Here is a 15,379-nt window from a genome sequence, read left to right as displayed (position 1 = left end):
TAGGTCTGCATGGCTCGGGTATGGCACCAGCACCTCAGGCGGGAACCCTAGAAGAGCAGACTTGTCTGGTTGAGTAAGCAATGGATAGGGTCAGTGGCAGAACTGGAGAGCATTGAGCGTAGCCTGCGAGACTTAGCCCCTGCCGACCTATACGCGGCCCTGTGGGTTGACCCTTCTCCCCAAACTCTGGTCAAGGTGTTTGACCATCTGCGCACCCTGCAGCATATTTTGATCGACTATGTGCCTCGCGATGTAGCCCAGCAGCCACCCCTGAGCCCTCAGATACGCCATTGTTGGCATCGCGGCACCTTATTATTTACTGATTTAGCCGGTTTTACCCCGCTGTTTGCGGCCAGTGCGGCAGCAGGGCAAACTGGGGCCGAGACTCTGCTGACCTTAATCAACAACTACTTTGCCCGAATGGTAGAGCTGGTTAGCAAAGCCGGCGGCAATCTGCTGGAGTTTACCGGCGATGCCATGCTGGTGCAGTTTCGCCATGAGACCTATCAGTCTGGTGGCGACAACGCCGAGGTGATGCAGGCCGTCTATGCCGGGCTGCGGATGCAGCGAGCCATGGAAAATTTTGCTGCGATCGAAACCGCTCAAGGCTCTCTAGCCTTGCGCATGCGACTAGGCGTTCATCCAGGGCAGTTTGTAGCGGCAGACATTGGTACTCCCCTGCGCCGCGCCCACGTGCTGCTAGGACAGCCGGTGCTGGTGGCTAAGCAGACCGAAGGGGCCGGAGCCGTGGGCCGAGTCTGCCTCAGCCAGGCCGGGTACGACTGCATTCAACCCACGGCCCACCCCCTGAGCCTAGAACCTAACCCTGGGGCGAGCTGGTTAGTAGTCGACGACCTCAATGCTAAGACCCTAGGAGAGTACGACCTCACATTAAGCCGTCGCCGCACAGCCAGCTCGATGTTGTTTGATCGCAGCGTGTCCGGCCTAATCGGCGAAATTCAAACCAGCCTTGCCACCATTGAGCCCTTGGCTAGCTATTTGCCTCGCCCGGTGCTCCAGCTGCTTGTCAACACCGCTGCCGCCCGCCGCATTCCCCCGGCTTTTCCTACTGCGGCAGTGGCCTTTGTCAATTTAATGGGTCTGCCAGAGGCAGTAGATCCAGCTTACCCCGACGATACTGACGGCATTGTCACCTGCTTTTCCCAGGCCTTTGCCCTCATCAACGGCGCAGTAGAACGGCGACGCGGCATTTTGCAAAAGGTGACCTACCACTCCGTAGGCTCAGAGCTGCTGATTCATTTTGGCGTGCTAGCCCCCGATCCCGAGGCTCCCCTGCGGGCGGCCGAAACGCTGCTGGCGATTCGTTCTCTGGTTGGCCAGCTACGTCGGCCAATGCGGCAGGGCCAGCCCTTACCCATTAGCTGTCGCATGGGGTTGACCTACGGCCGAGTGTTTGCTGCAGAAATTGGTGAGCCCCGAGGCCGACGCGAGTTTAACGTGCTGGGAGATACGGTCAATACTGCCGCTCGGCTAATGGGTCAGGCCAGCCAAAATCAAATTTTGCTGGATGCTGCTACCAATCAGGTACTTGAGGCCCATCCCGACTACCGCTGTAAGTTTTTAGGGGAACTACCGCTCAAGGGCAAGGCCACTCCTCAGCCGATCTATAGCCTCGAAGGCTAACGTCTAGCCATCGCCATCTGCATACCCTCCGAAGCGATGGCGATACGCCAGTGCGCCGTCCTAGTTTTTGCCATTGGTTTAGTGACCCTGGTCCTAAACGCAGTGGCCAACGCTATATCACTAGAAGATTGAGGCGGCGGCTCGGCACGCTACCATAGAGAGTCCTAACGTTATACTACCAGGCCGCGATCGCGGTGGCCTAACCTGCGATGACTCTACCCTTTAGCACCCAGCCTATCGACAAAGCCCAGCGCCAGACCCTCGATGACCAGCTCTCGAAGCGCTACATTGAGCTAGACCCGGCGGGCTATTTTTTAATTTATTTAGACGTGGAGCAGGGGCTGATTTGCGCCAAGCACTTTGCCAACATCATCAACGACAAAGGGTTGGCCTGTGACCCCGCTACTGGCAAGCCCCTACCCGTGCGCGGCCCTGTGGAGCGTGTACCTACCTGCACCTATAGCGGTCGCACAGCTAAAGAACTCTGTATTGCTATTTTTGAAGATCCAGCTCGTCCTTGCCCTATCACCTATCTCGATCATGCGGCCTACTTAGGGCGTGAATTTATGCGGGCCGAAGCCGCTCTCAGCGCTGGCGAACCCTACGTTCAAGATTGAGCCTGTGGAGCGAAACTATCCGTGTGAAGGGCATCGGTTTCATACCTGAATTGCCCTGGCCATTCGATTGGTTTGACTAATGGACCCGGGAGGCTAATAGCTGCTCTTCTAGCGCTGCAATGCGGTTGTACGCCGCTGTAAGCTGGGCCGTTAGCCGCTGAATTTGTACGTCCTGGGAAAAATTGGTTTCGGTACTCTGGCGGTCTAAATCGAGATAGCTGCTGTCGAGCAAAATATCTTTGTGCTCGCAAACGCTGTCCAACATGCTAGGGCTATGGCGGGGGGCGTTGCCGTAGGCAAAGCGACTGATACCCGGCTCACCAGGGGTAACCGAGCAGGCTTGGGTCGCAATCAGGGCCGCAACCTGATCGTTGACCTGATCAATCATTTGGTGCAGGGCATCAATCTTATTTGTCAAAAGACTGACCTGGGTTTGCATAGAGTCCATGTAACGCCTGGTTTTTAAATTTCCCTTCTCATCCTAGACTCAAGCTAATAGATCACATTAGGTCTCCTGAATCATTTAACCTTTATTAGCAAGGGTCGCTGTGATATTTACAGCCGCTCTAAGACAGCCTTAGTAATCTAAAAAGCAGCTAAGAAAGGTCTGGTTTTGTAAACATATTCGCCAAGATTGTTACACCTTGCCCCTAAATAATCTGGGCAAGTAGACGGCTTTTCTATTTAGGGAAAAAATGGTTTTTTGAGCCGTCTCGCGATGCTTGACGGTGGTTTATTGTCGTCACTCTGTTGAGTTTGTGGCCGTGGGCTAAGCGGCCTGAGCTACCGTTAAGGCACTAGGGGACTGACCAAAATGCCTACGAAGGCGATCGCCCCTAGCCCAGCCAGAATGTAGGCCACCACCAGAGCTGGAGACCGCCGCGATCGGTAGACTAAGTCGTTGCGCTGAATGCGCTGGAGCTGATGGTTGTGGTCGAGGGCTGCGCCCAGCAGCGCCAAGGTACCTAAGGCCACAAAGGATAGGCCTAAAACCCGGGTTAACCGCAGGGGATTCACCGCATCTCCTAACGTTTGGTGAATAGCTGCCACAATGCGCTCGATCCCGAAGCCAAAGCCAATTAAGGCCAGAGCTGTGCGAATCCAGGCCATCAGGGTGCGCTCTTCAGCGGCGCGATTTCGCTCTTTGGCCAGTTCTGTTGCTGGGTTAGGTTCTGAGTTGGAGGAATTCATGGCAGTACCAGCAAGGGTAGACAGGTAAGCGGCTCAGTGAAACTAGCCTACGCTCAGGTTGGCTCAATCTTGAACCCGAATCACGTTCTGGTGCTGCGTAGTTAACCCAACCTAGGGGTAAAATCAGCGGCGAGCATGATTCTGCCACTTGTGTTGACCGTTGCCAACAATTAACCTTCCAACCCGCAAGCGATCGCTTCAATCGGCAATTTTACCCATGAGTGATGCCCCCCTTCCTTCCTTAGTGAACATCACCAACGAGCTAGCTCGGGAACGCAACCGCGCTGCTGCCGAACGTACCCTAAACGCCTGGAGCAGAATTTGCCTGGGCCTGATTGGGTTTGGAGTGGCCTATGAACAAATTACCCACAGCCTGCGGCGGCAGGCGGCACCGGCAGCCATCGTAGCGGACCCAAATTCGACCTTAGTGGGCTTGGGGTTTGTGGGTATGGGTCTATTGCTGCTGGGGTTAGCGCTAGTTCAGCACCGGCTGACGCTCAACGCCCTTGAGCAGCAAGGCGATGTGCTGCTGTCGATTAAGGCGCTGAATCGTTGGGCAGTAGTTGCCATTGTGCTGGCGGGAATCGCAGGGTTAGGGGTAACGCTGGTGCTGCCATAGCCGTTTCTTAAATCACGGCTTACCCCAGCAGATCAGCTCCTAACCAGCCCAAAGCTACGGCACCGGTCGCAAAAATTGCTAGCCCCGTAGCTTCTGCCACCGACCAGCGGGGCTGGTATTGATAGTGGGGCGATCGCAGGCGCGCCCTTTCAGCTTGATAGTCAGCGATCGCCAGCCCCAAGCTCAGCACCCCTAGACCGACATATACCAGGCTAAGACCATAGGCCCAACCATCAATATTATGGTCACCGTAGTGGGCTCCAAGCGCCGCCAAGATTTGCTCAAGCCCTAGGCCCAGACCAATCAGCGTGAGGCTGTTGCGCACAAAGGACAGCAGGGAGCGATCGGCGGCTAGGCGGTTGCGATCGCGGGCTAGCTCGTCCTGGGCCTGGGGTGGATAAAGGCTCGACATGGGTAGGCCAGAGCTGATGATGCTGGGCAAGACTTAGCCTACTGCGGCTCGGTCTCTGACATTTGGGTGGCTTGCTCAACCCAGTCTTGACCTACCCGAATAGTAATGTCGGAGTCGAGGTCACCGGTTGACTCAGACAGGGCCAGCCCTACCCCCAGCAGAGACTCGACCGTACGGGCACTCTCGACATCGCCGCGCTGAGCCACGACCTCGGTGCGGGCCATGGTGGTTGACAAGTCGTCGATAATGTAGACATTGCTGAAGCCGTTCTCACGCAGGTAGTCGGCTACCGAGGCGGCCTGATCGGGCTGGCCAGAGGCATTTTGCACCGCAATAGACAGATCGGCCACATAGTTGCCCTGGGAATTGTCGGCGTAGATGCTCACCCCTTCAGCCTGAAAAAAGTTTTGCATGACGGTCGCCGAGGCTTCCCAGTTGGGGAGCCAGTAGCTGGCGTTAAACTCGGCTGGAGTGCTAAATCGGCCGGGCAGCATCACCATTTGCAGCTGATCAGAGTCCATTTCGAGGCCAAAGTTGGCGATCGCCAGCATCTCCTCCAGGGTGAGGTTGGTGTCGACGTAGCGCTCCACCACCCGCAGCGCCTGGGGCAGCTTGGGCAGCACGGCGGGGTTGGTCAACCGCTCCCGCAATGCCTTGAGCAGCATTTGCTGACGCTGCACTCGGCCAATGTCGCCGCTGTCTTTGCGGTAGCGAGCAAACTGCTCGGCCTGGTCGCCATTGAGGGTTTGCCAGCCGGGATAGAGATCTATATAGAGGCCCTGGGTGCGATCGGTGTACTCCATACGGGTGGGCACGTTGACCTCAATGCCCCCAACCAGGTCAACCATTTCTCGAAAAGCGCTGGTGTTGATGCGCACGTAGCGATCGATCTGAATGTTGCCCAGGTTATAGCCCACGGTTTGAGCAACCAGTTCTGGGCCACCCAGCACGTTGGCCTGATTGATTTTATCCATCCCGAAGCCTGGGATTTGCACGCGGGTATCGCGGGGGATAGACATAACATTGAGGGTGCCAGCTTCGGCGTCGACCCGCACGAGCAACAGGGTGTCAGTACGACCGGCAAAGACGGCGTCTGAGTTGGGCTGGGCATCGGGAACTTCGTCAATGCCCATCACCAGAATGTTGACCGGACGCGTCACCTGGTAGCGAAAGCCCGCCTGCCACAGATCGCCAAAGCTAGCGGCGCGGTTGGTGTTGCCACCCATAAAGTCAGGCAGGGGCACTGTGAGGGAGATCGCCGCCCCAACCACAGCCGAAACCGCCGCTGTACCCACAAACAGGCCACCCCACAGTAGCGATTTAACCAGCCGTCGAGCTATCCCGGTGGGGTTGGATGATTCGTCAGCAGGGAAGGCTGGTGCAGGTGGTTGACCGTCCAAGGCTGCGACCTCACTTTGTTCAGGATCGCTAGAGCGGCTGTCTTTAGGATCAACGTTCTGCAAAGGGGTTGTCATGAATACCTGCTTGACTTGCTGCGACGCCCTAACACCATAGCCTTTGCCATGACTGGCCAATGTAGCCTCAGCATGGTTTTAGACTCAAATTTCAATGCTTAAAGGCAAGATCGGGGACACCCCCCAACACCCTATTAAAACTTCGCAGCAGGTTAATGTGTTAATCAATATTAAGCGAATTTTGCCCTGAAATCCCATCCCAAAGGATAGGATTGAGCCACTTATGCGAGTGGCCATGGGGCCGCCGTTATGACTTAAAAGTCCAGGGGAAATTTTTATGGCGGCGTTAATTCCTATTATTTTGGCGGGGGGTAAGGGCGAGCGATTTTGGCCGGTGAGCCGTTTGGCCCGTCCCAAACAATTTTTGTGTTTAGACGGCAGCGATCGCAGCCTGCTGCAAGCCACTGCCGATCGCCTGCTGCCCCTGGCCGACGGCTGGGAAAATATGTGGGTGATTACCGCTGCTCACCTGGCCGACCGGGTGCGTGAACAGCTGCCTGAACTGCCCGAAGCCAACCTGCTGGTCGAGCCAGTGGGCCGCGATACCGCCCCGGCAGTGGCCTGGGGCACCCTGGAGGTTGCCCAGCGCTACGGTGATGACGCCCTGGTGGGTTTCTTTCCCGCTGACCACTGGATTGCTGACGAAGCGGCGTTTTGTCAGACCCTAACGGCGGCGGCCGAGCTGGCTGTCAGCCAAGGGGCGATCGCCACCCTGGGCATTGCCCCCACCTACCCCGCCACTGGCTACGGCTACATCGAGCAGGGGGAGGCAACCGGCACCTACGGCAGCCTCAGCGCCTATACTGTCAGCCGCTTCACTGAGAAGCCCGATGCCCCCACCGCCCAAACCTTTATTGACAGCGGCCGCTTCAGCTGGAATAGCGGGATGTTTATCTTCCCTGCCGGGGTGATGGTCAACGAGCTAAAAACCCATGCCCCCGCCCTGATGCAGGCCCTGATTGCTGAGGGGGTTGACGCCTACCCCAGCCTAGATAAGCTCAGCATTGACTACGCCGTCATGGAGCACACCGATCGCGCCCAGGTCATGCCCGTCACCTTTGGCTGGGATGACTTAGGCGACTGGAATGCGGTAGAGCGCTTGCTGAAGCAGCCCAGCGAGAAAAACGTCGATTTAGCCACCCACGTCGCCCTTGATACCGAAGGCAGCATTGTTTACTCCGCCGACCCCGATGAGGTCATTGTCACCATTGGCCTAGAAGATATGGTGATTGTGCGTGATGGCAACGCCACGTTAATCGTGCGCAAAGACCGCACTCAAGACATTAAAGCGGCGGTGAAGCAGATCGGTGCAGAGGACCGCTTTCAGCACCTGCTATAACTCTGGGCGCTAACGGCCGCAACTTTCCCTACGCTGGATGCAGCGTAGGGAAAGTTGCCCAGGGATCCTGTGCCTTAAGAGAGAACGTTCCAGGTTGGACAGCGGTTGATATAATTTCGGGATCAGCCGTTTATACCTGCGCTATGCTGCGGAACTCTGTGGCATGCGGCAGCTTGGAACCATGCATCCAACCATTGACGACATCGACTTTCAGGCCCGCCAGGGGAGCGTAGCCGCCATCATTCAAATTTTGAATGATCACTTTGCTGACGAGGGTATTCGCACCCGCGCCATTCAAGACAGCGGCATTTTGCAGCTGCTGGTTGAGGCCCCCAGCGCCGATGCCCTGCCTCGGGAGACGGTGGTTGACCAGGTGCGCAACGTGCTGGAGTCAATCAGCCCACGGGGCATTAACAAGGTCAATATCAACAGCCGCATTGTGCAAGAGCAGCAGCTGCTGTGGCTAGATGAAATTAAGCGTGATCCCAAAAACAGCCTGCTCTGGTCAGAGCCGATTGTGCTCAAACAGCCCAACCCGGTAGCCAGGCTGTGGCGCGACCTGCGCGCTCCTCGCCAGCGCAACCCGTTCTTGGACGATGTGTATAAGAAAAAGCCGGCCTCAAGCCGCAATGCCTTCTGGCGCGGGTTAGTTGGTGGTGCCAGTCTAGCGCTACTGCTGCTGCTGGTGGGATGGGCGACTAAAGACTGGCTGGGCGTTGAGCTGCCGGTGGGGTCGCAGGTTGCCCCTACTACCGAACCGCCTCCCACCCCCGCTCCAGAGACGCCTACGGGGCAGGATCCCTTCGTGCTGGCGGTGCGCATTGCTCAGCAGTCGGTGGAAGACGGTAAGTCGGCTGCTACCGCGGCCGCCTGGCTAGATCTGGCGGTGCGCTGGCAGCGAGCGGCCGATCTAATGTCTGAAGTGCCGCCTGAGGACGAGCGCTACCCCGTTGCTCAAGATCGAGTGCAGACCTACACCGCCAACAAGGCCAAGGCCTTGGCCGAAGCCGAGAAATTTTAGGAAATCAACACAAACCTAGGGAATTTCCAAGCGCTATGCAGGTCTCAGCCAGGCCAATGCAAGGGGCGCATAATGGCACGGCTAGCACCCTAGTAGATTTGCTATATCAGAAATATTAGCAACTCTGTACAGCGCCATGACCACCTTAAAAACATCGCAATCGGCCTCTGCCTCTTCTTCAGCTCGCAACGCTTTAGAAAACCGAGAAGACTTTAGCGTCTGGGCTGAAGCCGTCAAGCAGCAGATGCTAGAGGCCCTGCAAAAGCGCCAGCGCAGCTAGTGCTTCGTAAAACGTCAAGCAAGAAGATTGATGGCGTTGCTGAATTGAACCATGAACTTGGGTAGGGCACAGGTGCAGCCAAGCCAAAGGCTATACGGTAGTTTGCCCTCGCAAGCAGCGTTTAATTTTTGCTTCCTACCTGAGATCAGCAACTCTAGATTAATCGTTCCCAGAGTTATAAGGGCTGCCAACCTTGGCCTCGGTAGCCGTAGGCAGCCTGCTCTGGGTGAAAAATTTCCGCCAAAATCTCCAGGGAGTCAACTAGGCGAGGGCCAGGACGGTTGAAATACTGGTTGCCATCGCTTAGGTAGACTCGACCCGTTTGTACCGCTTTGAGCTGTGACCATTGGGGGTGAGCCGTTAGCGCTGCGCTCTCGCGTCGGGTGATAGCTAGGTCGTAACCGCAGGGCATGATTACTATCACCTCTGGGTCAGCGGCAATTAGGTCGTCCCAGGTGAGCCAGGGGGAGTGCTGGCCGACCTGGCCAAAGAGCGATTTGCCCCCGGCCAGGGCCACCAGCTCGGGCACCCAGTTACCAGCGGCCATCAGCGGTTCGGTCCACTCAATACAGACGACGGTAGGAGCGGGGAGATCGGCGGTGCGATCGCAACAAATCTGCACCCGCTGCTTTAGCTCCGCTAAAACAGTCTCTACCTGCGCCTGCCCCGCTTCTCCGAGCAGCGCAATCCCAGTCCTATAGATGTCGTCCCAAACATCAGCTAGGCGGTTGGGGGAAAGGGAAATAAGCTGCGGCTGACCCTGGGTGAGTTCGGCCACGGCAGCTTCTACATCCCCTAGGCTAACGGCGCAAACTTCGCACTGGGCCTGAGTAATGATGTGGGTAGGCTGTAGAGCTTCTAGCCGGTTGACATCGACCCGGTAAACGCTGAGGGCCGAGGTGAGCAGGTCGCTCACCCGCTGGTGGATTTCGCCGCTGCTGCCCTCGGGGTTGAACTTAGGCGCGGTGCAAACGGGCAGCTCTTTGACGGCGGGCGGAAAGTCGCACTCGTGGCTGCGGCCCACCAGACATTTTTCTAATCCCAGGCTACAGACAATTTCAGTGGCGCTAGGAATGAGGGAGATGATGCGGAGGGGCGGTGGAGTCATGGAAGATGCCGGTTAAGGTTAAGACTCAGCAGAGCTAAGCTGCGAGGTGCGATCGCCATACTGCTGTGCCAGTTTAGCGATCGCAGAGCTGCAATTGGCGATCTGAGCCTTCAGATCGTTAAGCTGCTGTGCCAGTTTGGCGATCGCAGGGTGCAGATCGTTAAACTAAGGCGTTAGATCGCTAACGGGTCTTCTACATTGGCGATCTCAAGGCGCAGATCACGTATGGGGGCGATAAGGTACCGAGTTCCTTTACCAGGTTCCTAGTGTTGGGCAGCAGCACTAGGAAGCCGGTACGGATGGCAATGAGACTTACTCAATGAGAACCGTTCTGGTGAGAATGACCATCCACGGCATCCCCTCCGGGGAGGCTGCGCCAACGACTCCGCTCAACAACCGGGCGGTTGTTGCTCCATCGACGCTGGGCGGTGCGGGGATGGGGTCGCTCCAGTTGTTAGGGTCGGCGTAGCCCAGGGCGTGGAGGATTTTGATGGTGCGGTCTATGCCTGCCAAACTGCCAAAGAGCAGGTGGCGAACCTTTTCGGGGTTGATGCCTTTGTTAACGGCTCCGGACCTGGGCGGCAGCGGCAGGGAATTGGTCTCTTGGTTGTCGTTGGCTTCTGGTTCGAGATATTCAAACATCGGTTCTGTTTCCTTTGTTGTTGGGGAAGAAACAGAACGCGAAAACCCTAGCCACCCGCAGCGCAAGTGCAAACTGAGGGGGCTAGGGTACCATGAGCCTAGCCTCGCAATCTGCGGTGTAGATTTGCGGGGTTAGCTGTCTGTTGGTGTCGCAAGCACCTTCAGGCAGCGCTAAGATTTTCGAGTTCTGCAAGACAACCGCTCTGCTCGAACGGCTTAACGTAAGAGAGTAATGGTACAAAAGCTCCCCGTCAACCGTGGAAGAGCGATTGGGGGCGCAGATGCTCTTGTAGATTGCAAACCCAAAAGCTGCTGGATAAGACCTCTCGCTGGGTGCTTATCCAGCATAATTGATGGATAAGACTCCTAAACTCAGGAGTTAACCCTCAAAAGTGACCGATAATGCTCTAAAACTAGGGGCTTATCCAGCAGTTTTGACGCTTAATACATAGTTCGGCGGCTTTGTGTATCGAGTACACTCTGCTAGCTAAAGTATGAGCGACCGAAGCCTCTCCTCCATGTAATTATCTATTCCCTCTAAATTATTTTTGCCCTTCATGTCGAGCAGTGCAATTATGTCATCATCCGTCAGCACAACAATATAGCCGTTGTTTGAATGAACGACGTCTCTACATCGCGCTAATATGTTAATTGGATCATCCACAGTACGACAAACAAGCACACCGAATCTACCTCTTCTATCATTTAGTCTACCAACCAACTGATCGATCTCTGGGTTTTTGGGATCATTGGAGTAATTTTTGCACTCGAAAAACACATATGGACTCTTGATGCTATGGATAAAGACTAATCGGCGAAAGAAGCCTCTATCAGCTTCATTGGTAAAAGTTATATCAATTTTCTTTCTGCCATCGTTGATAGGCTGCTCTTTTTTCGCATGGTGAAGAGTTGGATGAAATATCTTTTGGAGAGCATGAAAAATAAAGTCGTGAAATCGGCCAGCATTATCATTGCCTGGTGGAATAGACGATAAGGTATTCTGATTAGAAAGATAGGGTTTGTTTACTTTAATCCATTCATCTTTTAAGAGTACAAACTCACTCTCCGTTGCCTCTGCATTAAATAAGGCCGCAAACTCTCTTTTCAAGGCGTATCGAGGTTGTGGCGAATTTAGCGGGAGATCACTTCGTACGACCACCGCATTAATTCTTATGAGTTCTGGCAATAGGAGGCGACGAATTGTCTCGCGCGCGTTTGGCGAGTACCAAGCTTGCTCACCTAAATTGCAACTTTGATACGGTGAATCGTGATACGACCGACGCTGAAGCGGCGTCTGTAAGCTAGCTTGACTATCACTCATTGCAGTAACATGCTGTATGCTTGCCCAAACATTTTCCCCTTCCACGGCACCAACGTAGAGCATGACAAAAATGAAGCGCCCTGCCCTTTCTTGACTGACGAGATGCCGGTTCGCATTTGTATCAGTAAATATCGATAAGAGCCGTTCCTGTAATTTCTGTAAAGGCAAAAGTTTTGGTAACGTCATAATGCTATCTCCTCGTATTTGTAGTGTTGCGAATTGTTGTTGCTAGAATACGGCTAATCCTGCAAGTAGATCAACTCTACTGACAATGACAACATGCCGCCGAACAAGGCGTTGCATCGGACGCTCTCTACGTGGCAAAAATTCGTGTAGGTCCGTTACGATTCGCGCTTGGCGAGGCATATTAATAATTCGTGGAGCGCCGGTGAACTTAGCCGTTAGCTGGCTAGTTATGAGTTTGGTAAACATCTTCATACAATTCACATTATGCTGCTGCACAAAGGCACTCTTAGCAGTTCATTAGAGTAGGATTTAGGATGAACACAACCGCTCTGTTTGTTGAACTCATTGTTATCGGTGTAGGCACAGCAGCTTGGATCACTCTTCTGATATTGAGCATCTTTGGCTACTTCTGGATTCCTGGGCAACAGATTACAGCTTTAATCGCACTCTTACCCTTCCTATCTCTAATTTATGTTTTAGGCATAGTCACAGACTATTTAGTATTCAACATCTACAGAAAAGTTTTTCGTAGATTGGAGGATTTCTTCTGTAGACGATATCTTGGCGAGGATATAGATGTTGAAACAGTTAGAACATATGTGTACACATATGCTGCTGAAAATGTCATTAATCGATTTGAGTACGATCGCAGTAGGTTGCGAATTTGCCGTGCTTGGAGCGTGAACTTTGTGTGCCTAGCAATCAGTACGCTTGTTTTTCTCTGGACTGATCTTGCACAGATAGATTCCAGCATTAAGATAAAGATTTCAATTTTTAGCACGATGGTGTGTGCATTTGGAGTTGTCGCAACTTTTTACACCTGGAGAAACCTAAGTGAAGGTGACTACAAGCGACTGAAACGAACCAGCACTTTTCTGAAGATCGAGAGAGGTGAAAAGCCTGATTAGATAAGATAAAGCCAGCTAACAATTGAGATGGAGCGGACAAGACAAAGCAATGGTTCTAAATTCAAGGCTACTATTGCCGCTCATCTCAGTCGTTAGCTAATACATTGAGAAATCTTCTTAAAACCGTTAATAACGGTGACGTGTCAGTGCACCGGATGTCAGCGAATGACCGCCAGCGCCTTTAGTTTGAGCAAGCTTTATCCCAGCAGCGGGTTCAAAGTAACGCAGGGTGAACCTATCATTGGTGGGCTGCACGGCGCAACGCGTCGCTATTTTTGTGCCCACTGCATGAGCTGGCTATTCACACGGCTCGAGGGTATGGATGACTTCGTCAACGTGCGATCGACAATGCTAGATGACGCCCAAGCTTACAGCCCATTCGTTGAGACCTACACAGACGAAAAGCTGCCGTGGGCAATAACCCCTGCCGTCCACAGCTTTGAAAATTTTCCAAAGTCAGCAGATTTTCCGGCGTTGCTTGCCGAGTTTGCTAAACGCTCTGAGTAGCTAATAGTTAGACCCCAGAGTTTTTTCAAGAACTCTGGGGTCTATTAAGAGAGACGCTATTTAGCGGGTGTGGCTAGCGATCGCCCCCCGTACTCGCTAGAATCCGCTCGGTGAGTTTCTCTGGAACCGGGTCGAGGTGGTCGTAGGTCCACTTGAAGAAGCCTACGCCCATGGTCAGTGACCTCAGCTCCAAAATCATAGTCTGCATTTCGGCCTGGGGCAGGTGCCCGGTGACCACATCCCAGCCGGGCCAGTCGGCTTTGGCCTCGTAGCCGAGGATTTGCCCTCGCCTGCCGGTGATCAGCTTCAGCACGTTGGAGGTATAGCTGCTGGGCACCGAAATTTCTACCAGGTCAATGGGCTCGAGCAGGGTGGGGGTGCAGGCCACCAAGCCCTCTTGCATAGCAATGCGGGCTGCCTGTTTAAAGGCATTGTCGGAACTGTCAACGTTGTGGTAGGAGCCATTCGTTAACGTCACCGCCACATCTACTACCGGAAAGCCTAAGGGGCCATGGTCGAGGTATTCGCGCACGCCGGTTTCGACACTGGGGATGTACTGCTTGGGGACCACGCCGCCCACGATGGTATCGCTAAAGGCAAAGCCGTCGCCGCGCGGCAGCGGCTGAATGGACAGGTACACGTCGCCAAACTGACCGTGACCGCCGCTTTGGTGTTTATAGCGTCCGTGGACGGCCTCCTTGGCCTGGCGGATAGTTTCTTTGTAGGGCACCTGGGGCAGGTGGGTGGCCATGGGCAGGTTGTATTTGCGGCTGAGGCGATCGATCGCCAAATTTAAGTGCACATCCCCCTGGCCCCAGAGAATCACCTCGTGGGTATCGCCATGCTGCTCCCAAAAGAGGGAGGGGTCTTCTTCGAGCAGTTTGGTGAGGGCAGCGCTGAGCTTAACCTCATCGCTGCGCTTGACGGAAGTGATGGCCAGGGCGTAGACCGGCTCAATAACAGGAGCCTTGGGCAGCAGGGCATCGAGATTGCCGCTGTGGGTTAGCGTGTCACCAGTTTGAGCTCCCTCCAGGCGAGCTACGGCAACAATGCGACCGGCCTCCGCTCGGGTGAGGCTGGTTTGTTGGGTGCCCATCAAGTCATAGAGACCGCCCATGCGATCGCCGTTCAAGCTATCCCCATCCTTGAGTTCGCCACACCAGACCCGGACCAGGGAAAGTTTGCCGCCCTGAGGGGTGTAATAGGTCTTGAGCACCTGGGCTAGGGTATCGGTCTCGCAGGTGATGCCCCGCTTCTCGCAGGTGACCTCTGGGGCTGGGGCTTCCTTCACTAGGGCGTCGAGCAGGGGGCGCACGCCGTAGTCATTCAGGGCCACACCGATAAATACCGGCACAATGAGATCGGCCCCCAGCTCCATTTTCAGGTCGTGGACAATTTCCTCTTCGGGAGGTGCGATGTCCTCCAGCAGTTCTTCTAATAGATGATCGTCATAGTCAGCTAGGGCTTCCAGCATTTCAGCGCGGGCGGCCTGTTCCTCGGCCTGCAGCGCGGCGGGCAGCGGCACGGGGTCAGCGGGAGCGCCGGGATGGTAGTGGAAGGCTTGTTCCGTAACGAGATCAATAAAGCCTACTAATTCGTGGTTTTGGCGAATCGGGTACTGCTGAGGAATCACTGGTCGGGAGGAAATCTGACGCAAGGCCGTTAACACCTCAGCGAAAGTGCCGTTGGCGCGATCGAGCTTGTTAATCCAGATCAGATGGGGGATTTCCCAAGCGTCTAAAAATTGCAGTAGGGGCGAGAGGGTGAGCACTTTGTTGGGGTCGGCTTCGCAGACCACGATCGCCGCATCGACCCCCATCAGGGCATGGTTGGTCTCCTGCTGCAACTCCACCGAGCCAGGGCAATCGACAAACGTAAAACAAATGCCGCCGTACTGAGTACTGGCGGCATTGAGTTCTACGGTCATATGGCGGGTGCGGGCCTCCGGGCAGCTATCACCGAGGGTGTTGCCCTCATCGACGCTGCCCTTGCGAGTTGTGACTCCAGTGACAGACAGAATGCTCTCTAAAAGCGTTGTTTTGCCGCTGGAATAGGTGCCGACCAGCGCTACATTACGTCGGTCTGAAAGGACGTTTTGAGCCATAATAA

At 54.8% G+C, this 15,379-nt stretch carries 16 protein-coding genes; 8 read left to right on the top strand and 8 right to left on the bottom strand.

All coding sequences use genetic code 11. The features are described 5' to 3' along the window. The first annotated feature begins 69 nt into the window (after positions 1-69). Together H6F75_RS07595 and H6F75_RS07590 are read left to right on the top strand one after the other, a co-directional pair. On the top strand, positions 70-1,644 hold the full coding sequence (locus H6F75_RS07595) for an adenylate/guanylate cyclase domain-containing protein (protein ID WP_199303817.1): 1,575 nt from the start codon (positions 70-72) through the stop codon (positions 1,642-1,644). 209 nt (positions 1,645-1,853) lie between these two features. After that, positions 1,854-2,261, top strand: coding sequence for a DUF4346 domain-containing protein (locus H6F75_RS07590; protein WP_190750785.1), 408 nt, complete (start codon positions 1,854-1,856; stop codon positions 2,259-2,261). Between the two features lie 76 nt (positions 2,262-2,337). Here H6F75_RS07590 and H6F75_RS07585 read toward each other — a convergent pair whose 3' ends face one another. Both H6F75_RS07585 and H6F75_RS07580 read right to left on the bottom strand, forming a co-directional pair. Continuing rightward, positions 2,338-2,679 carry a hypothetical protein gene (locus H6F75_RS07585; protein ID WP_199303816.1) on the bottom strand — a complete coding sequence of 114 codons (342 nt, stop codon included), beginning with the start codon at positions 2,677-2,679 and terminating at the stop codon, positions 2,338-2,340. A 371-nt stretch (positions 2,680-3,050) separates the two neighbouring features. Then, positions 3,051-3,452: a DUF202 domain-containing protein gene (locus H6F75_RS07580; protein ID WP_190750781.1), complete on the bottom strand. Its 402-nt coding sequence runs from the start codon at positions 3,450-3,452 to the stop codon at positions 3,051-3,053. 217 nt (positions 3,453-3,669) lie between these two features. Between H6F75_RS07580 and H6F75_RS07575 the strand changes: the two genes are divergently transcribed. Further along, a complete protein-coding gene (locus tag H6F75_RS07575) occupies positions 3,670-4,071 on the top strand; it encodes a DUF202 domain-containing protein (RefSeq protein WP_190750779.1) in 402 nt (133 codons plus the stop codon). Between the two features lie 19 nt (positions 4,072-4,090). Here H6F75_RS07575 and H6F75_RS07570 read toward each other — a convergent pair whose 3' ends face one another. Further along, on the bottom strand, positions 4,091-4,483 hold the full coding sequence (locus tag H6F75_RS07570; protein ID WP_190750777.1) for a DUF202 domain-containing protein: 393 nt from the start codon (positions 4,481-4,483) through the stop codon (positions 4,091-4,093). A 38-nt stretch (positions 4,484-4,521) separates the two neighbouring features. Then, positions 4,522-5,958 carry an LCP family protein gene (locus tag H6F75_RS07565; RefSeq protein WP_190750775.1) on the bottom strand — a complete coding sequence of 479 codons (1,437 nt, stop codon included), beginning with the start codon at positions 5,956-5,958 and terminating at the stop codon, positions 4,522-4,524. 277 nt (positions 5,959-6,235) lie between these two features. Here H6F75_RS07565 and H6F75_RS07560 point away from each other — a divergent pair, with 277 nt between their 5' ends. The 3 genes from H6F75_RS07560 (at position 6,236) to H6F75_RS07550 (ending at position 8,598) form a co-directional block, all read left to right on the top strand. Continuing rightward, positions 6,236-7,297 (top strand): mannose-1-phosphate guanylyltransferase, encoded by a 1,062-nt coding sequence (locus H6F75_RS07560; RefSeq protein WP_190750773.1) that lies wholly within the window; start codon positions 6,236-6,238, stop codon positions 7,295-7,297. A 181-nt stretch (positions 7,298-7,478) separates the two neighbouring features. Then, complete coding sequence (locus tag H6F75_RS07555) at positions 7,479-8,318, top strand: hypothetical protein (RefSeq protein ID WP_190750771.1); 840 nt, start codon at positions 7,479-7,481, stop codon at positions 8,316-8,318. A gap of 136 nt (positions 8,319-8,454) precedes the next feature. Then, a complete protein-coding gene (locus H6F75_RS07550) occupies positions 8,455-8,598 on the top strand; it encodes a hypothetical protein (protein ID WP_190750769.1) in 144 nt (47 codons plus the stop codon). Positions 8,599-8,773: 175 nt separating this feature from the next. Here H6F75_RS07550 and H6F75_RS07545 read toward each other — a convergent pair whose 3' ends face one another. The 3 genes from H6F75_RS07545 to H6F75_RS07535 all read right to left on the bottom strand — a co-directional run bounded on the left by H6F75_RS07545 (position 8,774) and on the right by H6F75_RS07535 (position 11,855). Continuing rightward, a complete protein-coding gene (locus tag H6F75_RS07545; protein WP_190750767.1) occupies positions 8,774-9,706 on the bottom strand; it encodes a cobalamin-binding protein in 933 nt (310 codons plus the stop codon). A gap of 312 nt (positions 9,707-10,018) precedes the next feature. Then, positions 10,019-10,348: a hypothetical protein gene (locus tag H6F75_RS07540; RefSeq protein ID WP_190750765.1), complete on the bottom strand. Its 330-nt coding sequence runs from the start codon at positions 10,346-10,348 to the stop codon at positions 10,019-10,021. 487 nt (positions 10,349-10,835) lie between these two features. Beyond that, positions 10,836-11,855 carry a hypothetical protein gene (locus H6F75_RS07535; RefSeq protein ID WP_190750763.1) on the bottom strand — a complete coding sequence of 340 codons (1,020 nt, stop codon included), beginning with the start codon at positions 11,853-11,855 and terminating at the stop codon, positions 10,836-10,838. A 314-nt stretch (positions 11,856-12,169) separates the two neighbouring features. On the opposite strand from H6F75_RS07535, the gene H6F75_RS07530 reads away from it, so the two are divergent. Then, complete coding sequence (locus tag H6F75_RS07530) at positions 12,170-12,763, top strand: hypothetical protein (RefSeq protein WP_190750761.1); 594 nt, start codon at positions 12,170-12,172, stop codon at positions 12,761-12,763. 111 nt (positions 12,764-12,874) lie between these two features. Beyond that, a complete protein-coding gene (locus H6F75_RS07525; protein ID WP_347710624.1) occupies positions 12,875-13,270 on the top strand; it encodes a GFA family protein in 396 nt (131 codons plus the stop codon). 73 nt (positions 13,271-13,343) lie between these two features. Here H6F75_RS07525 and H6F75_RS07520 read toward each other — a convergent pair whose 3' ends face one another. Then, entirely contained in the window at positions 13,344-15,374 is a 2,031-nt protein-coding gene (locus H6F75_RS07520; RefSeq protein ID WP_190750758.1) for an elongation factor G, read from the bottom strand. Positions 15,375-15,379 lie beyond the last annotated feature (5 nt).

It is taken from the genome of Nodosilinea sp. FACHB-131 (assembly GCF_014695395.1).
Taxonomy (GTDB): domain Bacteria; phylum Cyanobacteriota; class Cyanobacteriia; order Phormidesmidales; family Phormidesmidaceae; genus Nodosilinea.
Note: the sequence above shows the minus strand (reverse complement) of the source record. Positions and strands in the feature narration are given on the sequence as shown.